This window comes from Indolivaga macrotermitis (genome assembly GCF_900128985.1).
Lineage (GTDB): Bacteria > Bacteroidota > Bacteroidia > Bacteroidales > Dysgonomonadaceae > Dysgonomonas_A > Dysgonomonas_A macrotermitis.
In genome coordinates, this window is sequence record NZ_FQUC01000006.1 from 199010 (window position 1) to 222731 (window position 23722).

19 protein-coding genes are annotated in these 23722 nt (G+C 35.8%); 6 read left to right on the forward strand and 13 right to left on the reverse strand.

Annotated elements, in window-relative coordinates:
- Positions 1 to 26: 26 nt before the first annotated feature.
- The 6 genes from BUC12_RS10130 to BUC12_RS10155 form a co-directional block, all read right to left on the reverse strand.
- On the reverse strand, positions 27 to 644 hold the full coding sequence (locus BUC12_RS10130) for a nitroreductase family protein (RefSeq protein WP_073357306.1): 618 nt from the start codon (positions 642 to 644) through the stop codon (positions 27 to 29).
- A 2-nt stretch (positions 645 to 646) separates the two neighbouring features.
- Positions 647 to 1666 (reverse strand): L-dopachrome tautomerase-related protein, encoded by a 1020-nt coding sequence (locus BUC12_RS10135; protein WP_062180075.1) that lies wholly within the window; start codon positions 1664 to 1666, stop codon positions 647 to 649.
- Between the two features lie 177 nt (positions 1667 to 1843).
- Complete coding sequence (locus BUC12_RS10140; protein WP_062180072.1) at positions 1844 to 4753, reverse strand: hypothetical protein; 2910 nt, start codon at positions 4751 to 4753, stop codon at positions 1844 to 1846.
- A 5-nt stretch (positions 4754 to 4758) separates the two neighbouring features.
- Positions 4759 to 5241 (reverse strand): hypothetical protein, encoded by a 483-nt coding sequence (locus BUC12_RS10145; RefSeq protein ID WP_062180069.1) that lies wholly within the window; start codon positions 5239 to 5241, stop codon positions 4759 to 4761.
- Between the two features lie 15 nt (positions 5242 to 5256).
- Entirely contained in the window at positions 5257 to 5925 is a 669-nt protein-coding gene (locus tag BUC12_RS10150) for a hypothetical protein (protein ID WP_062180066.1), read from the reverse strand.
- A gap of 391 nt (positions 5926 to 6316) precedes the next feature.
- Positions 6317 to 7102: an SDR family NAD(P)-dependent oxidoreductase gene (locus tag BUC12_RS10155; RefSeq protein ID WP_062180062.1), complete on the reverse strand. Its 786-nt coding sequence runs from the start codon at positions 7100 to 7102 to the stop codon at positions 6317 to 6319.
- Positions 7103 to 7553: 451 nt separating this feature from the next.
- Here BUC12_RS10155 and hflX point away from each other — a divergent pair, with 451 nt between their 5' ends.
- A complete protein-coding gene (gene hflX, locus BUC12_RS10160) occupies positions 7554 to 8780 on the forward strand; it encodes a GTPase HflX (RefSeq protein WP_062180059.1) in 1227 nt (408 codons plus the stop codon).
- Positions 8781 to 9029: 249 nt separating this feature from the next.
- On the opposite strand, the gene BUC12_RS10165 is transcribed toward hflX, so the two are convergent.
- Complete coding sequence (locus BUC12_RS10165) at positions 9030 to 9404, reverse strand: hypothetical protein (protein WP_139262044.1); 375 nt, start codon at positions 9402 to 9404, stop codon at positions 9030 to 9032.
- Between the two features lie 383 nt (positions 9405 to 9787).
- Between BUC12_RS10165 and BUC12_RS10170 the strand changes: the two genes are divergently transcribed.
- The gene (locus BUC12_RS10170; RefSeq protein ID WP_062180052.1) at positions 9788 to 10459 is read left to right on the forward strand and encodes a S24 family peptidase; all 672 of its coding nucleotides are present in this window, start codon (positions 9788 to 9790) and stop codon (positions 10457 to 10459) included.
- Between the two features lie 90 nt (positions 10460 to 10549).
- On the opposite strand, the gene BUC12_RS10175 is transcribed toward BUC12_RS10170, so the two are convergent.
- Positions 10550 to 11545, reverse strand: a complete 996-nt coding sequence (locus BUC12_RS10175; RefSeq protein ID WP_062180049.1) for a class II fructose-bisphosphate aldolase — start codon at positions 11543 to 11545, stop codon at positions 10550 to 10552.
- 367 nt (positions 11546 to 11912) lie between these two features.
- On the opposite strand from BUC12_RS10175, the gene BUC12_RS10180 reads away from it, so the two are divergent.
- Both BUC12_RS10180 and BUC12_RS10185 read left to right on the forward strand, forming a co-directional pair.
- Positions 11913 to 13754 carry a DUF3857 domain-containing protein gene (locus tag BUC12_RS10180; RefSeq protein ID WP_062180046.1) on the forward strand — a complete coding sequence of 614 codons (1842 nt, stop codon included), beginning with the start codon at positions 11913 to 11915 and terminating at the stop codon, positions 13752 to 13754.
- Positions 13751 to 15718 carry a DUF3857 domain-containing protein gene (locus tag BUC12_RS10185; protein ID WP_062180042.1) on the forward strand — a complete coding sequence of 656 codons (1968 nt, stop codon included), beginning with the start codon at positions 13751 to 13753 and terminating at the stop codon, positions 15716 to 15718. The genes BUC12_RS10180 and BUC12_RS10185 overlap by 4 nt, the downstream gene beginning before the upstream one ends.
- 92 nt (positions 15719 to 15810) lie before the next feature.
- Here BUC12_RS10185 and creD read toward each other — a convergent pair whose 3' ends face one another.
- The 3 genes from creD to BUC12_RS10200 all read right to left on the reverse strand — a co-directional run bounded on the left by creD (position 15811) and on the right by BUC12_RS10200 (position 18127).
- A complete protein-coding gene (gene creD, locus BUC12_RS10190) occupies positions 15811 to 17106 on the reverse strand; it encodes a cell envelope integrity protein CreD (protein ID WP_062180038.1) in 1296 nt (431 codons plus the stop codon).
- A 108-nt stretch (positions 17107 to 17214) separates the two neighbouring features.
- Positions 17215 to 17514: a winged helix-turn-helix domain-containing protein gene (locus BUC12_RS10195; RefSeq protein WP_062180035.1), complete on the reverse strand. Its 300-nt coding sequence runs from the start codon at positions 17512 to 17514 to the stop codon at positions 17215 to 17217.
- Between the two features lies 1 nt (position 17515).
- A complete protein-coding gene (locus BUC12_RS10200; RefSeq protein WP_062180339.1) occupies positions 17516 to 18127 on the reverse strand; it encodes a hypothetical protein in 612 nt (203 codons plus the stop codon).
- 518 nt (positions 18128 to 18645) lie between these two features.
- Here BUC12_RS10200 and BUC12_RS10205 point away from each other — a divergent pair.
- Complete coding sequence (locus BUC12_RS10205) at positions 18646 to 19536, forward strand: helix-turn-helix domain-containing protein (RefSeq protein WP_062180032.1); 891 nt, start codon at positions 18646 to 18648, stop codon at positions 19534 to 19536.
- Here the strand turns inward: BUC12_RS10205 and BUC12_RS10210 are convergent.
- On the reverse strand, positions 19533 to 19871 hold the full coding sequence (locus BUC12_RS10210; protein WP_062180029.1) for a MerR family transcriptional regulator: 339 nt from the start codon (positions 19869 to 19871) through the stop codon (positions 19533 to 19535). The two genes, BUC12_RS10205 and BUC12_RS10210, sit on opposite strands and share 4 nt — an antisense overlap.
- Positions 19872 to 19892: 21 nt before the next feature.
- On the reverse strand, positions 19893 to 20867 hold the full coding sequence (locus tag BUC12_RS10215; protein WP_062180026.1) for a M23 family metallopeptidase: 975 nt from the start codon (positions 20865 to 20867) through the stop codon (positions 19893 to 19895).
- Positions 20868 to 20996: 129 nt separating this feature from the next.
- Between BUC12_RS10215 and alaS the strand changes: the two genes are divergently transcribed.
- Positions 20997 to 23609, forward strand: coding sequence for an alanine--tRNA ligase (gene alaS, locus BUC12_RS10220; RefSeq protein ID WP_062180023.1), 2613 nt, complete (start codon positions 20997 to 20999; stop codon positions 23607 to 23609).
- The last annotated feature ends 113 nt before the right edge of the window (positions 23610 to 23722 follow it).

Genomic DNA, 23722 nt, shown 5'->3' on the forward strand with positions numbered 1-23722 from the left:
TAGTATATATTTAGGTTTTTATTAAATTATTTCCAGATATTCCAGCTTACATTTGTGGGCTTCCATTTATCCATGGGTTGTTTTGGAGTTTTGGGATAACCTACAGGTATAACATTCAGTGGAATAATATAGTTGGGTAGGCTTAGTATTTCCGCAACTTTCTTTATCCTATCCTCAGCCGGATATATACTAGTCCATACAGCCCCCAGTCCCATACTTGTTGCCGCCAGTAAAATATTCTGGCTTGCAGCAGAGCAGTCCTGTATCCAGTATTGCTGAAGCCATCCTTCTTTTGCCTTATGCATATCTCCGCAAACCAGTATTGCTGCCGGAGCTTCAGACACCGATTTTGATGTATTGACACTTCCTCCTATCAGCTGCAAAAGCTCAGGGTCGTCAACTATTATGAAATGCCATGGTTGGGCATTAACCGACGAAGGAGCAGCCATACCCGCCCTCACTAAAGTTTCCAATTGCTCTTTTGTCAGCTTCTGATCAGTAAACTGACGTATACTGGTTCTCTTATGTATAACCGAAATTGTAGTATTATCTTCTTCTGGTAAGACACTCTGATTGGTTTGCGACCATAACGACATAGTTACAAAGCAAGAAATTAGAACTGCTACAATTTTATTTTTCCTCATATTTATTGTGGTTTAAACTTATAGATACCATATTGAACTCTTTCTTTCTCGGGATAATTTATCTGCGATGTCGTGAAATAAATATAACCATCAGCACCTACTGCAAAACTATCCGCCCAACGGATCGTAGTACCGAAATCGAAACTTCTACCCTCTTTCGTTTTCAAGTCAAAAGCCCATAGGCTCTCATTAGGTAGATCAGCCATATACAACGAATTGTTATACAGAACCATTCCATCGGTAGGTACATTTTTATTATTCAAAACAGAAACTTCTTTACATCTTTCTTCGGGCACAAGCATCGTATCTCTCAATACCGATGTCGGTATCTGATATAATATATTAGCTGTTAACGCCGAAAAATAAAGAGTCTGGTTATCCTCCGATAATTCAATGCCATCACTATTTGTTATACCTTTTGATTTGCCTGTCGATTTAAAATCAATCCCATCCAGATTAGCCAATACAGCAGGGCAACCGCTATTCAATGCACGCCAAGAACTCCCCGATTTCAGATCGAGAACTATAATTCCTCCGTCTTCCGAATCTGTCATATAAGCAATTTCGTCTTTCGTATCTATCCTCACATCATTCAGATAACTTGTAGGGGTATAAACTGTTTCAGGAAAGTTGTAAATCTTAACGATATCATTTGTTTGAATATCTATTTGATATAGTTTTGGGCCTCCTTCAACAACTCCTTTAAATTGAGGATTAGCCGGATCAAGCACCCAAAGTCGATTCAGTTTATCTATAACGACGCTCTGAACACAAACGAACAAATTGTTTATCTCTTCTGACGGATATGCAATTTCTTTTCCGTTAACTATCTCCGCAACTTTGAAAGGAGAAGCCAATTGCCATGTAGGATAATTAACAAAAATACGCCCCTCTCCCGATACAGCAATGCCTGTCCACTGATAATCCGACTCTGCTACTTTTTCGAAAGAGTCTTTAGCCGAACAGGCGCTCAGTAATACTACTATAAAGGCTAGAGCAACTAACGATATCTTTTGTTTCATTCTGTAAATATTGATGCAGGTTTATACTTACAAATATAACAAGAAAAGCCAAACATAGTTTACATATAAACTACTTTTGACTTAAGTAAAAAAATAACTTAGCTTAATACACAAAGAAGGAGGATAGTGAGTTATTATCTACTATCCTCCTTTTTCGTATAAATCAGATATGATCTATTATTGATCTGCCCGACCTCTAATATGCGGGTTTATAGGAATATAACAAGGAGTCACATTCACCGTTATCGGGGCACTTTCAACCGTTCCGCAAATATCCGTTGTCAATACACGGTAATAATAAATTCCCGATCTTATCTGAACTGTCGGTGTATAACTTACTGTATTTGCTCCAGTAATATTCGACCAGGTCGAAGTTCCATCAGTACTAATTTGCCACTGATAAGTATATATTCCACTACCACCAGTTACTGTACAGTTTAAAGGCGTTTGCACCAATGTCCTCACACATATTTCCTGTGGAGCTGTTACTTGCCCGGCTATTAAAGGATGATAAACATTAATATAAACACTATCCTGCATCGGATCTCCACAAAACTCAGGCATAACCGTAACTTTATACCAGCCCGACATACTTACATCAGCATCAGGTCTTGTAGGACTCTGGCTATCAGAAGTAAACCCATTAGGACCAGTCCACTTATACATGGTTTCGCCCAGTGTAATACATTTCAATTCTATCGAACCATCTGTACATACATTGTTATTTGGAGTATATACTACACGGGCATCCTTGAGCCTTGCCATAGTTATTTGCTGGCTAAACATATTACCACACTGGTCTATTATTCGTGCCGTATAAGTAGCACCGCTTGTACCATACATAAAATTTACAGCACCCGAAGATTCAATATCAGCCACACCTACTTTAGCGGTATTTTCCTCATTCCACAATTGATAAGTATACGGAGCGACCCCATTAATCGCCTTCAGGCGGATAACACCGGTTGCATCATCAGTACATACATAAGCACTTGTTTCCGTTCCACTTAATGCCAATGGAGGAGCTGTATATTCAATAGTAACCTGTTTAAATGCACATGCCGTTGCACTGTTAGTTACCATGATTCCCAGTACATAAGTTCCGGGAGCCGAAAAGACAAAGTATCCACCGGGAGTTATTACCGTTTTATCATATCCGGTAGGGCCGCTTATCAACCTATAATAGGTGGTAGTAGATGAACCCTGATAAGTCATTAAACCTGTAGGGGTGACTTTCATTCCCGAACACGTATTTTCAGTAGTGTAATCCAGCGCATTTCCACTATAGGCTCCATTCAGGGTCACAACAGCAGTAATAGGTGTCCCACAACCGTGGTCAATAGTAGCTGTATACTCTCCCGGCGGTAAAGTTGTATACCCCATAGAGATACTGCTTGTACTGGAAGATGAAGTTGTCACTGTCTGAGAAGTATATCCGGCTGGTCCTGTAATAGTAACTTTTGTTCCGGCAGGATAAGTTCCGGACCCCACTCTTGTTACATTTATATATCCATAATTTTCATAACAATAACTTGTACTCGAATATAAAGACATTGTATAAGCAGTAGGGAAAGCAGAATCCAATTTCTTCGTGACAGTATAAACGAAGCTGGGATCTGTATCATAAGTCATCGTAACAGTATAGTTTACGCCATACTGTAATTCACAGGACGTTTGTGTTGCAGTAGTTGAGAATGTATTTGTACATACTAAGTTCCCTGATTCATCTGTTATAGTCACCGTAACAGGCCAACAAGTGGTATAAGTTGGAGCATAATATCGAATCTGATACGTATCACAATTGAGAATATCAGTTGTAAAAACCAAATTACGGTTTTGATTAGTAGTAGTAGATGCGACTTTACTATCAGCTCCGGTCATAGTTACCCGGTAGTTCACATTGTATTCCAAGGTAACAGGTATACCTGATGAGTTATATGACCAGCTAGGATTAGTAAAAACAACTGAGCCATCACTAACTTTAGTTACTTCGACAGACAACGGATAACAAAATACACCATCGTAATCTGTCCATGGCCTAATTGTATATACATAATCTTCACAAGTACGAAGTGTTACCGCATTAGTCATAGAAGGAGCCTTGATATATGTATTAATAATACTATATCCAGTATCGCATCCCTTCAGACGAGTATAAACCGATATAGTAGTTGTAGTACCCGGATAAAAATTAATATAATTATTAGGAGATATGTCGAGCAATAATCTTGAGCTAGATAAATTTGCTGCTGTCCAATCTGTCCAATTTGTAGGTATTGTTGTGTTATATGGCGCAGCTCCCACTTGATACATTCCATCCTGATAATATCTGTAATAATCGGCATTTGCGGTAGTGACTGCACCTGCGTACCAATAAACAGTAGTACATGTATTATCAACAAGAGTAGGTCTGAATCCTGTATAACTACTATAAGTAAATGCAGGGAATCCGGTAACCTGCCCCAATTCGAAAGCACACACTGTAGTGTAGCATCCATCGTTTATCTGAACCTCATAATTACCCGAAGGATAATTCTCCCCAGGGAATGTATAAAGAGTTCCACTCTTTGTTGGAGTTATTACACCTGTTGGTACACCCGTTGGCGCTGATGTAATAGTAAATGTAAACGTTCCACTACCATTATTCACATTCAGAGCAATGATACCGGTATCACATATATCATAAGATTTACGTGAAGATGTAGCGTTAAAGGATGCGGTAGGTACAATATAATTTCCACCGACAACAACATTCGATATTGTTTTTACAACATCATAATCCGAATTAATCCGGCAAAAAGCCCGTACTGTCACCTCGTAAGTTCCCGGAGGAATATTGGTCAGAACATTACTTTCCTGAGGATTGATAAGAAATCCATCCTGAGAGCTTACTCCATACTGAACATTAAATATATCTGTAATATCCCCTCCTAATGTAACGGTTATAGTTCCATTAGACTGACAGGTAGAAGGTGTAGATGTAGTTGTTACAGTAAAGTTTTCGTTACAGGTTGTCTGCGCGTCAATTGTCCCCGTAAAGCCGGCAAACAAACTAAAAAAAAGCACTAATGAATATAATAGTTTCATAGATATTACTGTTTAGTAAGAACGAGCGTTAGTTTTCCTTCCAACGGAAAACTATACCGTGAGTCCCCATATAAATAACAGACTATAAAAGTCAGTTCATTTCCTTTTGCTGAGAATGAATAAGGAGCCAATTGAAGTTCGATATCACCAGCTTTTTCATCCTTTTCATATTCTTTAGCCGGAATCAATCCACCTCCTCCATCTTTTACTGAATAAGGTTGCTGATCGGGTAACACACAAGATTGCAGAAAACCATTATAAATAGTTGCTTCTAAAAACACATTATAATAAAATATTTCAGTCTTATCCAGCATTTTAGGATCATCTATATCATGAGTATCAACAATAGATTGTCCATCATAATTGAGAACTGTAAAAGTTGCTTTCTTGAAGATATAATCTCCATCTGCCACCGTCGTTTGTTGTTCTGTTTGAGAATACACAAATCCGGCACATAAGCATAATATGAGCGTATAAAATAGTTTCATAATTTGTCTACTCCCTTATTTAAGCTTGAATATTATATTCATAAATGTTTTTTCAGAAACAGCTACAGTTGTGGGCAGTTTATACGTTAACACACCAGCATCTGTCACTGCAACATTCTGAAAAACGGTATTATCATAATAAGTAATAAGGTACTCAAATGCACTGTTTGCCAGCACAGGTAAAGCTGTCGCACTTGGACTTTTGACCCACGAACTTGCATTAGCTGACGCTAAACCAAACTGTTCCGAATATGCTTTATAGAGATCAATTGTAAATGTCCCGGTGCCTGCATTGTAAGAACCGTCATTTATATCTGTTGGTAATACAATAGAGGGCATATAGAAAAATCTCAGACTCTGGTCCGGAGACATACCTTGCCACATTGTTCCATCAAAAGAATAATATCCGGGAGCAATAACCTTCTTAGTTTTGGTTGTTGTCGTACCAGTAGCATCCGTCACATAGATAAGAGAACCTGTCTGATCTGATGTATATTTCGCATCTTTAGAAACCAATTGAGCCAGTGTAAGACGAGGCACAATCAACCCTTCGGCTGTAGTACCATCTGTTGTCTGAGCCCGTATATCTAAACTTGCTTTCGGATCATTCGTATTTATTCCAATTTGTGCATTAAGCAATCCTACACTAAATAGAAATAGGATAATAGAAAATACTCTTTTCATTGTGTTGTCTGAATTTCTAAATAGTAAAAACATTGTTTCGTTGTTTGTACAAATTTACATAATATCTACCATCAACAAAAAACAGGTTGTTAAAATAAAACAATTAACATCAAATAAAATCTTAAAAACATAAATAAAAAATCACCAATTACAAGAAAATAGATGTAATTTTATTTAATTTTAAGCAAATTAAGTTAATTATAGTCAAAACAAAGAACCCAAAACCCAAAACAGTTAACAATTAAAAAAAAAGCATAATTCACACAATATACAAAGCTTGCACATGTTTTTTACTATATAAAATTAACTTTTCATTTTTAAATTACGCCACAAATTTTAATAAAAAAAATCAAATTAACCCAAATACAAAAAATGGAATAACTTTCACATATTATCTTTGCGAGCTCATCTTTAGAATCTTCTTAATCATGAAATCAGGATACAATCCGGACAACTTCCACATATAAAATTCTTTTTTTCCTCCGATATAACTTTGGTTCTTTCCGGTTCGTATAACTTTCACTATCTGATCTGCAGCCTTAATCAGCGGAAACCCACCAATTGCTCTTTTTTTATCAGTAACACTTCCATCTCCACTCAATGCCTTATTTACTAAATCAGTCTGTAAGCTTCCCGGAACAATAACTGATACTCCGATATTATAATTCTGTAATTCAGCCCGTAAACAACCAAAATAACCAACCAAAGCAGCTTTAGCTGCCGAATAACTAGACCTCCCCGGCAGATTGACATACGCCAACAACCCGGAGATAACAACTATTCTCCCACTCTTTCGCTCCATAAAATGAGGCACCACACACCTCGTTAGTTCTGTAGGTGCAAAATAATCAATCTGCATTATTTTTCGTTCTATTTCAGGGTGAGTCTTTTGCGCAGGTGAGTTCTGGGCAATCCCTGCATTATGTATAAGAATATCAATTTGCCCGAATGCAGATATAGCTTCGCGGGTCTTATCTTCGAAAGTGTCCGGTTTTTCCATATCCATAACGATCACCTTACTCTCTCCTACAGAAACCTGAACCCGGCTCAGAGCCTCTGCATTTCTTCCTGACAATATTATCTTTGCTCCACGCCTAGCTAACGCTGCAGCCAAAGCCTCTCCAAGTCCAGATGACGCACCTGTAATCCAAATAGTTTTGCCTTTAATGTTTTCCATAGCTTTAAGATTTCTTTAGTACAAGTTAAAAATAACACAAATTAGCCGCAAATCTCATAATGCTGATTAAAGAATAACAAGCTTTGAGTTAAAACCTAGTTTTTTTTAGCTTTAATTCAGATTTCCTCTATATATGCTTAACAAGCAAAGATCTCTTTTCAGACGAGAATCTAAATTGATAAATACGCATTCAATACCGACACAAGAAACATACTATATCTTCTTGGAAAGCTTTTATAATCAAACACCTTTTTTTATTATCTTTGCACAGATATTCATTTAAAATAATTGACAATGTACCTTAATTCACACCAAAAGTAGAAGTTCAGACCTAATCACTAAATGTGATTATTAAAGGATAAGATGAGAATCTTGTCGCTACACAGTATAGGCTATAAGTAGTCTTTAATAAATTAATTTAGTCAATTTATACAGAAAAAGGAACGAATAAATGATCGATTCAATTATAACTACTATACAAAACCAAAAAGCTATCCTTGTCGGATTAATTACTCAGCAACAAACCGAAGAACAGGTAGAAGAATACCTTGATGAGCTAGCTTTTCTCGCTGACACAGCTGGGGCCGAATCTGTAAAATATTTCACTCAGAAACTCGACCACCCCAACCCTGTGACTTTTGTTGGAACAGGAAAGCTTCAGGAAATCAGAGAATACATGGAAGAACACGAGATCGGCCTCGTTATTTTTGATGATGAACTTTCGGCGAAACAGATACGCAATATTGAAAAAGAACTTCAAGTAAAAATATTGGACAGAACAAGCCTTATTCTTGATATATTTGCAATGAGGGCACAAACAGCATATGCAAAAACTCAGGTAGAGCTAGCTCAATACCAATACCTTTTACCTCGATTAACCCGGATGTGGACTCACCTCGACAGACAACGAGGCGGAGGCGCACTTATGCGTGGAGTTGGTGAAACCCAGCTCGAAACAGACCGCCGTATTGTTTTAGACAAAATTTCGGATCTGAAGAACCAATTAAAGTCCATTGACAAACAGATGGTTGTGCAACGCAAAAACCGTGGTAAAATGGTACGGGTAGCATTAGTCGGATATACCAATGTCGGAAAATCAACTATGATGAATATGCTAAGCAAATCGGAAGTATTTGCCGAAAATAAGCTTTTCGCAACCTTGGATACAACAGTCCGAAAGGTTATCATAGACAATCTTCCTTTTCTATTATCGGATACAGTCGGATTTATTCGCAAACTGCCAACCCATCTGGTCGAATCATTTAAATCAACATTAGACGAAGTTCGCGAAGCCGATCTATTAATTCATGTCGTTGATATCTCACACCCTAATTTCGCTGAACAAATCGAAATTGTGGAGAAAACTTTACTTGAAATTGATGGTGAAGAAAAACCGACAATACTGGTCTTTAATAAAATAGATGCATTCTCATACGTCAAAAAGGATGAATTTGATCTAACACCATCTACAAGAGCCAATCTCTCATTAGATGACTTACGTAAAACATGGATGGCCAAAATGCAAAACAACTGCATCTTTATATCGGCAAAAAACAAAACAAACATCGAAGAGCTAAAAGAGATGTTATACAACAAGGTTAAGGAAATACATATAGAGAGATATCCATATAATGACTTCCTATTCCAGAAATACGATGAAGATGTAGATACTGAATAAATAATTAAAAAATCTGATAAACAAGAACGGAAATATTTGTTAATATTTCCGTTCTTGTTTTTTCTATCTTATAAAAAAAACAGTAGCGTGTAATCACTACACACTACTGCCTTATTGGTTTGTTTATATCTTTGTATGCTAAAGCATTAATACACAAACAGAACCAATGAACGTATATTAGGGATATTCACGTAGTCTAATTCATTATTATATATTTTCATCTTCTGTTTAATTCCTTGTTTATATATATTACGCCACAGCAACCGAGAACCTTCTTTCGGGGAAAAATGAGAATCCGCTCATTTTTTCTGACAAAAAAGTAAACAGCAGAGTGTAATCACTACACCCTACTGCCAAATATAATTGTGTCAGTGGTATTTGCATAGAATTTGAACAACACTCAAACAAACAATTCTTTTTGAATTTTGAAATACCAATACAATTATTTATACATGTACTCGGAATATATTTTTTTCGTTTTACATCTTCTTGATCATCCACAGAAACAGGCATACATCTTTTTGCATTTCTTCCAAAGCATATAATTTCTTTTTTTAAAGAAATTCTTGCAATAATATCAATTAAAGAAATACCAAAACCCATCTCTGACTTAATTATTTTCAAGTAATTTTATTAATACATCAATTATGTACTAAATATTAAATTGACATGTACAAAAGTAGTACATTTTTACTAAAAACATAGTATTTAGGTAAAAAAAATCAGGCTTTTTAGTGAAAAAAAATTAAACAAATACTCTCCATCAAATAAAACACTATAAAACAAGCAATTAAATATTCAAAATCTATACAAAATATCTTTTTTTTCTACAAAAAAGAGAAAAAAGTCAAATAAAAAGAACAAAATAAACTAAAAAGCTTGCATAACAAGAGACTAAAAACAGAAATATTTTATACCATCCAAATCATTTTAGCAAAAAAAAACGTTTTTTCTCGAAACCTTTCACTAAATTTGCAAACACTCTTGAACAACATTTTATCAATCTTATGGATCCAACAACTAAAAACAGAATTATTCAATTCATTAATTACAAAAACATTAGTAAGACAATATTCCTGGCTACAACTAATATAAAGCGAGGATTTCTGGATAAAGACAAACTTGACGCCAGCGTATCCGACCAACTACTTGCTAAGATTATTGCGACATACCCCGAACTTTCTCTCGAATGGTTAATTACAGGAAAGGGAAATATGATAAATAAGCAGAAAAGTTCATCCCACTCCGAAAATAGCGAGGCGGACAAACCTATCCCCTTATACACTCTGGACAAAATAAGTAAAGCGAAACATCCGGGAATTGGCCCTTGGCGGAGTAATGAAACGGTTTCGATTCCGCATATGCCACCTTGTGATGCAGCCTTATATGTACAAGCCGATACTATGTATCCGATTTTAAAAACAGGAGACATAGTTCTCTATAAAAGAATAACCAATCTGGATTCATTATATTGGGGCGAAATGTACGTTATGGACTTAGAAAGACCCGAAGATGAAAACTATCTTACTTTGAAATATATATTCAAATCAGAGCTTGGTGATGACTACATATCTCTTCATAGTTACAATCCGATATATCCGCCACTGGACGTATTAAAATCAAGGATAAATCGTATAGGGATAGTAAAAGCCTGTATTCGCTACAATAGTTTGTTGTGAGAATATAATAATTCAGGGGAACATGAAATTGTTATTATAAAAAAAGCGGAATCTTAAAAGATTCCGCTTTTTTATTTATGGACAAGCGTTTTAAGCTTTACCTGCACTACCTAGTACAGCTTCAATCTTGTGCTTGTATAGTTTTCTCATATTGTCGCGAGCTGGTCCAAGATATTTACGAGGATCGAATTCACCCGGTTTAGTTGCAAATACTTCACGAACCGCAGCAGTCATAGCAAGACGGCTATCAGAGTCGATATTTATTTTACATACAGCCGATTTAGCAGCTTTACGCAATTGATCTTCCGGAATACCGATCGCATCTTTCAATGCACCACCATATTTATTGATTGTAGCAACTTCTTCCTGAGGAACCGAAGATGCACCATGTAATACGATAGGGAATCCAGGTAGTTCTTTCTCTACACCTTCTAGAATATCGAAACGCAATGGAGGTGGAACTAATACACCGTTAGCATCTCTTGTACATTGCTCTGGAGTAAATTTGTTTGCACCATGAGAAGTACCGATAGAAATAGCAAGAGAATCACATCCTGTTCTTGTTGCGAAATCTACAACTTCTTCAGGTTGTGTATATGTATGGTGTTCTGCAACAACATCATCTTCGATACCAGCCAATACTCCTAGTTCTCCTTCTACTGTCACATCAAATTGATGCGCATATTCTACTACTTTTTTAGTAAGAGCAATATTTTCTTCGTAAGGAAGGTGAGATCCGTCGATCATTACTGATGAGAAACCTGAATCGATACACTCTTTGCAAGTTTCGAAAGTATCACCATGGTCTAAGTGAAGAACGATTTGTGGATTTTCCCATCCTAAACTTTTTGCGTATTCTACAGCTCCTTGAAGCATATAACGCAATAAGATAGGATTAGCATATTGACGTGCACCCTTTGATGCCTGAACAATAACTGGAGATTTTGTTTCTGATGCAGCTTGTACGATAGCTTGCAATTGCTCCATATTATTAACATTGAACGCAGGGATCGCATATCCGCCTTTTACAGCTTTTGCGAACATGTCTTTTGTATTTACAAGACCTAATTCTTTGTAACTTACCATTGTTTTTAATATTAATTATATATAAATACTGATTATACTCGAATAACCTATACAAAAATAAAAAAATAAAGCGAGAAAAAAATATTTAAGAATGTATTTAATTGTGTTTTGATAGCAGAATGACATATGAACAAGCAAAATGCAATCTGTAGTTTTCAAACTTGCTATTATTTTCACTTTATAAGATTACATTTTGACTATCCATAATCTAATAATTACAGATATAATTAAAAAGCAACTTATTTTCTGATGAAACACAAAAAACTTCTTCTCTTACTTCACATTTGCCATTAAAATCCTTTTACATATTCTTAGTTTTATTAACAATATATATTTACTTTTGACAAAAATCTAACTGATTAAACCTATGCGTCATTTTATAACCTTAATTTCAATATTACTAAGCACCTTGTCTCTAGCTGCAAACGACGAAAGAGATAGCGAAATTGTTAGTTTAATTTCCTATAGGCAGTTACAAGGTAATAAACTAATAATCACGGATTCGGTAACCATACAAATAAACAATCGGGACGGGGCTGATCTGGCACACATAATAATACCTTATAGAAAAGGAGAAAAAGTAGATATTGGTGATGCATGGATCGAAGATATGTCCGGCAATATTATTCGAAAATTAAAAAATAAGGAGATTTCAGACCGAAGCTCTATTTCTGATTTCTCTTTATATGAAGACGATTTTGTAAAAGAGTTTAATCTTACACATAACCAATATCCGTACAAAATAAAATATTCGTATAAGACCACAAGTTCACGCTTTTTCCAAATTGCATCTCTAGACTATACCGGCAAACAAACTCCTATTAAACAGGCTCAAATAGTTATTGAAACAGATGATAATAATCAGATCAGATACAAACAAAAAAATATATCCAACCCTAGTGTAGAGAAGCTTAATAAAAGTATCAGATACACATGGACATATAGTTTCGAACCTCAAAAATGGGAACGCTATGCATCCATCAATGATAGCAAAGAACCATATTTACATGTAGTCCCCTTAAATTTTACTTATGGAGTAACCGGAAGTTTTGAAAACTGGCAAACTTTCGGTAACTGGATATACAGGTTGAATAAAGGACGGGACATACTGCCTGACCTCGAGAAACAAAAGATTGACGCATTTACAAAAGATATTACCGAAAAGAGAGAGAAAATAAGAACTTTATATCATTATTTGCAAGATTATAACCGCTATATTAATATATCTCTAAACATTGGCGGCCTACAGACCTACCCTGCCGAATATGTATCGAACAATCATTATGGAGATTGTAAAGCCCTGACCAACTACATGCAAGCAATGCTAAAATACATTGGTATAGAATCTTTTTATACACTCATAAATTCGGATAACCGTATTGAAGACATAGATCCTGATTTTGCATCTCAAGCCTTTAATCATGCTATATTAACGATCCCTGTCGAAAATGACACACTATTTCTGGAGTGTACAAGTAAAACACTTCCCTTTGGATACATCCATTCATCGATACAAGGCCGGAAAGCTCTTTTAATTTCCGAAAACACCAGTCACCTTATCAATATTCCGTCTTTGAAAGATGAAGACGTATTATGTGAAGATTCAAGTAAAACAACATTAAATTCCAATGACCTAACCGTAATCCATACGAAAGCGATTCAACGTGGGCCCGATTTTGAGACTACAAACTATATAATCAGCAGTAAAAACAAAAATACTACAGATAAATATATTCGCCAAAACATTATTCCAAATATAACTGAACTAGTCGATTATAGTATAAATGAACTCTCAAGAGACAGTCTGTTCATCGAAATAGAAGCTTCGGGAAATATCCATAATCTATTTAAATATTTTGGAAATAATATCTCTATATCACCTATCTCTTCGTTTGACTTACCTACCATGGAAAGTATCAGCTATAGGAAGCGTGACATACAAATAGATTATCCATACTTTCAAAAATATACCGAGACGTACGAAGTAAACAATACATCTGTATCCAAAATACCTGACAATATTACTCTGGAAACAAAGTATGGTAATTTTTCACTTAACTTCGATCTGGATGGAAATAAGATACTTATAAAAAAATCTTTACTTATTAAATCAGGCAGATATCCAATAACTGAATATGATAAATTCTATGACTTTATCCAACAGGTCAGAAATATTCAAACGAAAAAATATTATATCGAAATACTATGAAGAAGTTTATTATTTTGTTGCTAACAACAGCACTTTTACCAAACTTGTATTCTCAGGAAAACTATTCGGAGCAATATGGAAAAATCACTCAATATGAGATGTCAATCACTGAATATCCGGACGATCCCGATGCCGAAGCCTTAGTTTTATATAGCTTAGGTAATAACTATTTTCGAGGAGTGGACGGACAGGGCTTTTTTCTGTACATGGAGGTTAAAAGAAAAATTAAGATATTGAAACAAGCCGGTGTAATATATGCCAATATAGAAATCCCTCTTTATAAGAAGGATAGTGAGATTGAATATCTGCAAGATGTAGACGCAACTGTTTATAATATGGAAAATGGACAGCTTGTCAAAAGTAAATTTGACACGAAAAAAATTTTCGATGAAAAAATTAATAATGAATTATCTATTAAAAAAATTGCTTTACCCGATGTCAGGGAAGGATCTATCATCGAATACAAATATAAAATAGAAACACCCTTTTTCTTCCATATGAGAAAATGGAATTTTCAAGAAAAAATTCCGGTAATACAGAGTAAACTTATATATAAAGCAATACCTTATTTCGAATATACATACATTGTCCGCGGCGCAAAACAATTTGATGAATACGACTCGCAGACTATAAACCGCGATATCTCTTTTGCCGGACTCACTTACAAAGAAAAACTATACACCTTCGGGATGAAAGACTTACCGGCATTCAGAGACGAGGAATTCATCAGTTCAGAAAAAGACTTTATTGCAAGTATTAATTTTCAAATATCACGCACTTATTCCTTTTATAACGGAGCCAAGCGTGATTACATGTCTACGTGGCCCGAAATGTGCAACGAATTTCTAAAAGATCCAGATTTTGGCAAATACATTAAAGACAGCGAAAAAGAAGGGAAGAAAATAGTATCAACCCTCAACCTATCTGATAAATCCGAATTAGAACAAGCTAAAATCATTTCGGAATACGTAAAAAACATGTATAGCTGGGATGGATATAATACAAAATATTCTACTGACAAATTATCTTCTTTTCTCAAAGCAAAACGAGGTACAGCCGCCGACATTAACCTTTTTCTTATCGGATTACTGAAATCTGCCCAAATAGACACTGAGCCTTTAGTCTTAAGTACCAGAAACAATGGATCTGTCAGTAAAGGACACCCCTTCCAACAATTTTTGAATTATGTTATTGCCCGTGTAGTTATAGACGGCAAAACATATTTCATTGACGCAACTGATCCGCTGCGGCATTTCGACGAATTACCTACCAGATGTACCAATGTTGAAGGTCTGGTTGTAAAAGCTAAATCGGAGGAAGAATGGCTCGTAACTACACAAAAAGAGATATCTTCTATAGAAAAAGAATTCAAAATAAAGGTTATTCCACCCAAAAGCCTTCTGGATGTACAAATAACATATACCCTTTCAGGTCAGGAAGCGTATGATTATCGTTCTATATATAGCGGAAAAGAAGAGAATCTGATTGAAAACTTCCGTAAAAAGAACAATATAAATAAGATTGACAGTTTGCATATTTTTAATTACGAGAACCCCGAAAAACCTTTCAAATTTACATTCACCTCTTCTACCGGATTTGAAAGTACACCGGATAAACTCTTTATTCATCCATTCTGTAATCTATCTATATCGTCCAATATATTTAAACAAAAACAAAGGATGCTGCCTATAGACTTAATATACCTACAAAAAGAAGCATATAAATCAGAAATAACAATTCCGAACGGATATGAAATTGAGTATATACCCAACCCCTTAGAACATAGCAGCCGAATTATGGATATCAACTATAAAAGCGAGATTAATAACAATAAAATAATCATCACAGCTACTTACGAATTCAACACCAATATATATGACGCCAAAGACTATGCTCGTCTTAAAGGCTCCTTCAGTGTACTCATAAAACAGTTTAGTGATATGGTTGTTTTAAAAAAGAAATAAGCTGATAATAAACAAAGAGCATACCCCAAATCGGGATATGCTCTTTGTTTATTATCATGTAAATCTGTGTTTTATCTGCAGTTATTAAGATCTTATTCTTCTCTGTACCAATTTATTTTTCGCGAAGCAAACATCACAATAGCCAATATCACAAATAAGCCTATACTACCTAAAAGTAAAGCCATATCTTCAAGCTGTAGCACAACATATAAGAACATGTACAGGACGGAAAGAAATATCCCCACTACAACAGCCCGTTTTACTTCCTTGAAGATTGTATAAGAGTACGATGCAATCAATGCCACAACAGCGAATGCTGATATTATATACGCCAATCCAAAACCAATTTGTTCGGACAAGGATAATAGCAGGCTATAAAATAAAACCAAAGCTAAACTAACCAATAGATACTGCACCGGATGTATTTGCTTATGATTTAGTAATTCTACCATAAAAAAGACAAGAAAAGTAAGAGCAATAAACATAATTGCATACTTCGCAGAGCGCATTGTTTTTTGATACTGATCGACTGGCAATAATAAATCCACACCTAAAGTTACCTTTCCTAAATCAGGATTAGAGCCTGTCCATGCCGGAACATAGTTTAGATTATAATCATAAATGTCCCACTGCGCCGCAAAACCTTCCTTATCAACATTGCGTTTATTAGGTAACAAATCTCCAATAAAAGTAACAGTTTTATAATCCGATTTCATTTCAATACTGGTATGTTTTCCTATAGGAACAAAGTAAAGTCCGTTAGAACCATTCAACGATAAATCCAAACTAAAGCTATAAGTTTTACTTTTATTTTCAGCATCAATCGGTACTTTAATCGTAAGCCCCGATTGCACAAGATCATTATTCACAACACTTGATACTATTTCTCGAGGAACTCCATTTACACTAAAAATAATCTTGTTCTTTATTCCTTGTAAATGAGGTATTCCCATTGTAATAAAAGCCTCATTCCATAGAATATTAGTAGAAGCTATATTTAATTTACCAAGCTCCGGATAGCTAAACTTTCCTTGTATATTCATTTTTGACTGATAACATAGTACTTCGTATATACCTCTCGATCTGTTTTCCGGTTCCATAGTTCCATTTACCTTATATTCATCCGGTAAAAAATAAGCATAACTCACCCTTGCTTTATCTCCTGTTCCTGTAATATAAGGAATGGCTAACACCGGCCCTAAAATTTGTTGCCGTCCACCCCACTTGGAGGTTATTTCGTTCCGGACAGACTCTTTTTGATCTTCTCTTTCCCGAATCAATGACTTAACCATACTTACCGGAATTAACATCAGTAAAATCAGAATACCTATTACTACTGCTTTAATAGTAATCGAATGTTTTTTTGTAATTGGATTTAATCTTCCCATAATATTATAAATTAAAAGAACTTTGTATCTCAAAGTTTTATTGTAAAAAAAATAGATATAACTAATAGTAAATATTTAAACATACATCAACTATACAAGTAACGATCACTATCTTGTCGGATTTATTAACTTCTCAAGAGCATCTATATGTGTCTGAAATGCTTTTCGCCCAGTACCAGTCACACTATAGGAAGTATTGGGTTTACGTCCTACAAATTGTTTTTTTACCAGTATTATTTCTTCTTTTTCCAAAGCTTTCAGATGGCTGGCCAAATTACCATCGGTAATATCCAACAGCTCTTTTATCGTATTAAAATCGGCACTATCATTAACAACCAATACCGACATTATACCTAATCGAACCCTGCTATCGAAAACCTTGTTCAAGCCCGATATTATATCTTTCATATTAATCAGTATTACTCGAGTTTCTCTTATAATCGTATTTCAGATACATAAAAGTCCCATATATAATATGCAATATGCCAAAACCAATTGTCCAAAGTAATAATCCATACTCAGGCAGAAATCCGGCAATTACACCTAAGACGATTTCACATGCTCCCAAAATACGAATATCTCTATAACTACGCGCACCGAAATTAATCAAGGCTATTCCGTAAAAAATCAACATTGCAGCAGCGACCAAATGAGAACTATGATCGACTATGAGAATAAAACAAAAAATTCCGCCTACTATCAGAGGAATACATCCGTCTTTAAATATTTGTATAGTAATACTATTCCAGAGCTTCTCTCCTACTTTCTTAGCCTTTCTCAATGAAAAATAAAATCCGAGTCCGACAGCCAATATCAAGACAATAGCTGCCACGATAATCATATCGATCAGAGAATTTCCGGTGAATGACAAATCATTGTATACAATCTTATATGCAAAAAATGCCCCTATAATTGCAACTACTCCGGCAGCAACTCCAGATATTCCGCTAAGAGTCAAAAATTTGCTAGATCGCTCCATTGTGGAGCGAATAAATCTCAAATCATCAATATTACTTTCCATAAACATCAACTTTGAAATGCAAAGTAAGTATTTATAATTTAATATTGAAAATAAAATCAACCAAAATATCCGACAAAGTTTCAAGAAAAACTATTTTAACCTTTTGAGTAAGATCATGAGTTAAACATACAACCCTAAACTGGTTATAATAAAAAAGAATATAAAATCCCTGACAAAGATTAGCTTAATAAAGTAATACTTTTATTAAACAAACTCTGATTTTAACTAAAAAACCAATAGATTTTGTACGAAATATTCATTTTCATTAATATATTAACATATATTTCTTATAATTTAAGGTCAAATATTTAAATTTATGAATAAATTTGCACTACCGAGTAGTAGTAATGTAAAATAGTGGGCTCCGATACTTTTATTGTCAATATGACGCAAAGGTCATATTAAGATAATCAGCACAAAATTGTGAAAGATTATTCTCAATATTATTCAACACTGATACAATTACATAGACTCGCATTTATAAACTCTTAACTGAGTTGACCCTTTAAAGTACAGATATGGAATTATTATATCCGCAAGAACATCTCAATTGTTACAATTATGAGAAAGGCGATCGCCCTGCAATCGAACCTATAAATTTGTTTAAGAATGAAACTTTTACAATAGATACTATTGAAAACAAAGTAGTTGTTGTTCGAAAAGGGACTTTAGATTTTTCCTTCGGTGAGTATCTGAACCGTCATTTAACAGTAGGTCAAATGATTATCCTTCCTGCAGGATTTCAATTAATAGCAAAAGCCCTCGATGACACGGAATTTGTGATCTTACGCATCAGGACTCATATCGAACTCTGCGATAGATTTGCATTAGAGCAGCTCTTACTAGAGAAGACAGACAAAGATGATTTTAATGACATAGGAATACTAGAGTCTAATGAGGTTATGACCGAATTTCTTGATAGCCTGATTAAGCATATAAAAGCAGGCCTCAGATGCTACCACTTTTACGAGATCAAAATAAAAGAATTATTATTTCTGCTTAGAGCATATTATCATAAGAAAGACCTTCTATATTTCTTTTATCCCTTACTTAGTAATAATCTGTCTTTCTCTAACTTCATTTTACAAAACTATCACCAAGTAAGGACAGTTAAAGAATTAGCAGAACTCACAAATTATAGCTTATCAGGGTTTGAAAAGCATTTCAAGAAAGTGTTTGGTGTGTCTGCCAGCCAGTGGATGAAATCACAACGGGCAAAAATTATCTATCATGATATTAATAACGGAAACAAAACATTTAAAGAAATCAGTTTCCATCATGGCTTCACTTCTCCGGCACACTTCAACGATTTTTGCAAATCATACTTTGGAGCTACCCCCGGGCAAATACGTAAACGTAAATTTTCACCAAAAGAAAAAGGAAGCGTTGCTTCTTCCGGAGGCCGTTAAATATCGAAACCGCTTTTCAAATCATTCAATTCAGACTTGATCTTTTCTAAACGATTAAGAAGCTCCAAACGCCGGGTTTCTTCGTCTTTCTTTATCTTCAATGTTTGGCGCGCGCCTTCTAGGGTCAGCCCTCTTTCTTTTACAAGAGAATAAACTAAAGTTATAGCATCAATATCCTCTTTTGTATATTGACGGATACCTGTGGATGTTTTCCGGGGCTTAATCTCTTTAAATTCACTTTCCCAAAAGCGCAGTAACGACTCATTTACATTGAAATGAGCTGCAACTTCTTTTATTGAATAGTAAAGTTTCTTATTATTTTCAAAATCAATCATACAACAATCCTCCACTTTACATCAGTCCATAACCTGACCATGATTATCTGCAATACGCAACATCTGATCATATTCTTCAGGAGTAAGATCCATGAAGTAATATTTAGCAGGATTATCCGGTTTACCTTTCACGTGTACTTCATAATGTAAGTGAGGTCCCGTAGACTTACCTGTGCTACCGATTTTACCGATCAACTCACCACGTTTCACGTTCTGCCCTGCTTTCGCAACATAAGCACTCATGTGCCCGTATAAGGTTTCAAAACCATAACCGTGGTCAATAATAATACAGTTTCCATAGCCTTGGCGCCACTCAGCCCATACTACAACACCATCTCCCGTAGCATAAATATCTGTACCTTCTTTAGCTGTAAAGTCCATACCGGCATGGAAACGCAGAGTACCATATATAGGGTCGATACGGGTACCGTAGCCAGAGGCTACACGCGACAAATCTTTATTCGCAACAGGCTGAATACTTGGAATATGTTGTAAACGGTCTTTCTGTTGTTTAGAAAAATTCAGTATCTCATCGAATGATTTAGATTGTACATATAACTGACGTGATATCAAGTCCATCTTTTTGGATGTCTGCATTATAAGATCCGGATTCGACAACTCCATCAAATAGTCATACTTTCCTACTCCACCTCCGGTTGAGTTCCGAATAGCAGAAGCAATAGGGTCAGCATGGAAAATAGCACGATACATATTATCATCACGTTGTTGAATGTCTTTCAATACTTCAGACACATTCTCCAAACGCTTCGACAATATATTGTATTGAGCGCGAATTAGTTTATTCTCTTTCTTAAGCTCCATTTCTTTTGGAGAATCCAGTACATAATACATAAGAGCCCAAAAACCGACTGCTCCTAAGATTATACCTCCCAAAAGATTACGGATTATAATAAATACCTTTTTACCAATACTAGGATAGACGCGCTCGTACGTGAGAGATTGAGGGTTATATATATAATATACTTTTTTAGCCATTCTGTATGATAAAAGTGCCTCCCGATTTTATTTTTCGAGATAAGCGCAAAAGTAAAGTTTTTAGCTTATTTTTGCAAACTATTATTTATTAAGAATCTGTAAAACAAAATACATATTTTAAAATTGAGTATGATGACTTCTAAAGAAATCCGTAATTCATTCAAAGAATTCTTCAGATCGAAAGGACATCAAATAGTTCCTTCTGCACCAATGGTTATTAAAGATGATCCGACGCTGATGTTCACGAATGCAGGAATGAACCAATTCAAAGATATTATATTAGGTAATTCACCTATTAAATATCCAAGAGTCGCGGATTCTCAAAAATGCCTCCGGGTAAGTGGAAAACACAACGACCTCGAAGAAGTAGGCCACGACACCTATCATCATACAATGTTCGAAATGTTGGGTAACTGGTCATTTGGCGATTACTTTAAAAAAGAAGCGATCGATTGGGCTTGGGAATATCTCACCGAAGTTATTAAACTAGATACGAACAGATTATACGTAACTGTATTTGAAGGTAGCCCCGAAGATGGACTCGAAAGAGATATCGAAGCAGCCGGATATTGGGAACAGCATTTACCCAAAGACAGGATAATCAATGGTAATAAAAAAGATAACTTCTGGGAAATGGGTGAAACAGGTCCATGTGGTCCATGTTCCGAAATTCACATAGATATACGCTCTGACGAAGAAAGAGCTAAGATAGACGGAGCAACTTTGGTTAACAAAGACCCGGATGTGATCGAAATCTGGAACCTCGTGTTTATGCAATATAACCGGAGGGCAGATAAATCACTGGAACCTCTACCTGCTAAAACTATCGATACAGGAATGGGATTCGAACGTCTTTGTATGGCAATACAAGGTAAAAAATCAAATTACGACACCGATGTATTCCAACCTCTGATCAATGCTGTTGCCAAATTATCGAATACTACATATGGCCAGGATAAAAAGAAAGACATTGCTATGCGTGTGATCTCAGACCATATTCGTACAATTGCTTTCTCTATAGCCGACGGTCAATTACCATCGAACGCTAAAGCCGGATATGTTATACGCCGTATTCTGCGCCGTGCAGTTCGTTATGGTTATACATTCCTGAACCAGCACAATGCTTTTATGTATAAATTACTGCCTGCATTAATAGAAACAATGGGCGAAGCTTATCCCGAACTTATCCAGCAGCATACTCTAATCGAGAAAGTAATAAAAGAAGAAGAAGAATCTTTCCTTAGAACTCTCGAAACAGGGATAAAACTGTTAGACAAACAAATAGCAGAAACAAAAAGCAAAAACTCTACCATATTAAATGGTATAGACGCATTTACTCTATACGATACATACGGATTTCCACTTGACTTGACAGAGCTTATCCTCCGTGAGAATGGCATGCTTGTAGATGAAGACGGCTTTAAGTCTGAAATGCAAAAACAAAAAGACCGCGCACGAAATGCGGCCGCTATTGAAACCGGAGATTGGGTAGTCATCAAAGAAGGAGAACCCGAATTTGTAGGTTACGATTATATCGAATGTGATGCTGAGATACTTCGATACCGGAAGATTAAGCAGAAAAACAATGATTTTTACCAGATTGTACTGGACCGTACTCCTTTCTACGCCGAAATGGGAGGACAGGTGGGCGATACCGGTTGGCTTATTGATGGTGAAAACAAAGTTGAAGTAATTGATACTAAGAGAGAGAATAACCTATCGGTACACCTAACGAAACAACTTCCCGCTGACATAACAGCACATTTTACAGCAAAGATTAATACGGAAAACCGTACGGCTACAGAATGCAACCATACAGCAACACACTTGTTGCACGAAGCTTTGCGCGAAGTATTGGGTACTCATGTCGAACAAAAAGGTTCTTTTGTTTCTCCTCAAGTACTACGTTTTGACTTTTCTCATTTCCAGAAATTAACGGACGAAGAAATCAGGAAAATAGAGAGAATCGTTACTGACAAAATCCGCCAAAACATAACACTCGACGAGGCTCGCAGAGTTCCTATCGCAGAGGCTAAAAACATGGGAGCAATGGCTTTATTCGGTGAAAAATACGGAGACGAAGTGCGTGTAATCCGCTTCGGAAGTTCAGTAGAACTATGCGGAGGTACACATATATCATCAACAGGCCGCATAGGCTCTTTCCGCATCATAAACGAAAGCTCTATCGCTGCGGGGATTAGACGTATAGAAGCAATCACAGCTGTAGCTTGTGAAGAATTCTTCTATGCTCAACAAGATATTATCAGCGAATTAAAGACACTGATGCATAATACCCCAAATCTGGTACAGGCATTTCAAAAATTCTTCGAAGAAAACACCGAGATGAAAAAACGCATCGAAGAATATATGAAAGAAAAAACAGTCCAGATGAAGGAGTATATTATAAAAAATAAGCAAATCATCAATGGTGTTGAGACTTTCTCTCAAAGAGGGCATTTACCAGTAGAAGCAATGAAGGATATAGCATTCCAGATACGTGGCGAATATCCTAAAGCATCCGCTTTCATCGGGGGAACTGACAATGGAGGCAAGCCAACCCTGATGCTAATGCTTTCGGACGACCTTGTAGCACAAGGATTCAATGCATCACAAATAGTACGCGATGCGGCCAAGCATATACAAGGCGGAGGCGGAGGACAACCTCACTTCGCTACAGCCGGAGGCAAAAACAGTGACGGGCTTGATAAGGCGTTACAAGAAATGTTCGACAAACTGAAATAAACACAAAAGCCGGGAAAGTGAAGTGCCCCCCCAAAGTTGGACAATAAATTATTAACTATATTTAGATTGAGTTCGGTATTTTACCGGGCTCAATCCGTTTAAAGACAGTTTAA

What these genes read in the sequence shown, in the direction of transcription:
- BUC12_RS10130 (WP_073357306.1), bottom strand. Translation starts at nt 644, where the DNA reads ATGAGGAAAAATAAAATTGTAGCAGTTCTAATTTCTTGCTTTGTAACT.
- BUC12_RS10135 (WP_062180075.1), bottom strand. Translation starts at nt 1,666, where the DNA reads ATGAAACAAAAGATATCGTTAGTTGCTCTAGCCTTTATAGTAGTATTA.
- BUC12_RS10140 (WP_062180072.1), bottom strand. Translation starts at nt 4,753, where the DNA reads ATGAAACTATTATATTCATTAGTGCTTTTTTTTAGTTTGTTTGCCGGC.
- BUC12_RS10145 (WP_062180069.1), bottom strand. Translation starts at nt 5,241, where the DNA reads ATGAAACTATTTTATACGCTCATATTATGCTTATGTGCCGGATTTGTG.
- BUC12_RS10150 (WP_062180066.1), bottom strand. Translation starts at nt 5,925, where the DNA reads ATGAAAAGAGTATTTTCTATTATCCTATTTCTATTTAGTGTAGGATTG.
- BUC12_RS10155 (WP_062180062.1), bottom strand. Translation starts at nt 7,102, where the DNA reads ATGGAAAACATTAAAGGCAAAACTATTTGGATTACAGGTGCGTCATCT.
- hflX (WP_062180059.1), top strand. Translation starts at nt 7,554, where the DNA reads ATGATCGATTCAATTATAACTACTATACAAAACCAAAAAGCTATCCTT.
- BUC12_RS10170 (WP_062180052.1), top strand. Translation starts at nt 9,788, where the DNA reads ATGGATCCAACAACTAAAAACAGAATTATTCAATTCATTAATTACAAA.
- BUC12_RS10175 (WP_062180049.1), bottom strand. Translation starts at nt 11,545, where the DNA reads ATGGTAAGTTACAAAGAATTAGGTCTTGTAAATACAAAAGACATGTTC.
- BUC12_RS10180 (WP_062180046.1), top strand. Translation starts at nt 11,913, where the DNA reads ATGCGTCATTTTATAACCTTAATTTCAATATTACTAAGCACCTTGTCT.
- BUC12_RS10185 (WP_062180042.1), top strand. Translation starts at nt 13,751, where the DNA reads ATGAAGAAGTTTATTATTTTGTTGCTAACAACAGCACTTTTACCAAAC.
- creD (WP_062180038.1), bottom strand. Translation starts at nt 17,106, where the DNA reads ATGGGAAGATTAAATCCAATTACAAAAAAACATTCGATTACTATTAAA.
- BUC12_RS10195 (WP_062180035.1), bottom strand. Translation starts at nt 17,514, where the DNA reads ATGAAAGATATAATATCGGGCTTGAACAAGGTTTTCGATAGCAGGGTT.
- BUC12_RS10200 (WP_062180339.1), bottom strand. Translation starts at nt 18,127, where the DNA reads ATGGAAAGTAATATTGATGATTTGAGATTTATTCGCTCCACAATGGAG.
- BUC12_RS10205 (WP_062180032.1), top strand. Translation starts at nt 18,646, where the DNA reads ATGGAATTATTATATCCGCAAGAACATCTCAATTGTTACAATTATGAG.
- BUC12_RS10210 (WP_062180029.1), bottom strand. Translation starts at nt 19,871, where the DNA reads ATGATTGATTTTGAAAATAATAAGAAACTTTACTATTCAATAAAAGAA.
- BUC12_RS10215 (WP_062180026.1), bottom strand. Translation starts at nt 20,867, where the DNA reads ATGGCTAAAAAAGTATATTATATATATAACCCTCAATCTCTCACGTAC.
- alaS (WP_062180023.1), top strand. Translation starts at nt 20,997, where the DNA reads ATGATGACTTCTAAAGAAATCCGTAATTCATTCAAAGAATTCTTCAGA.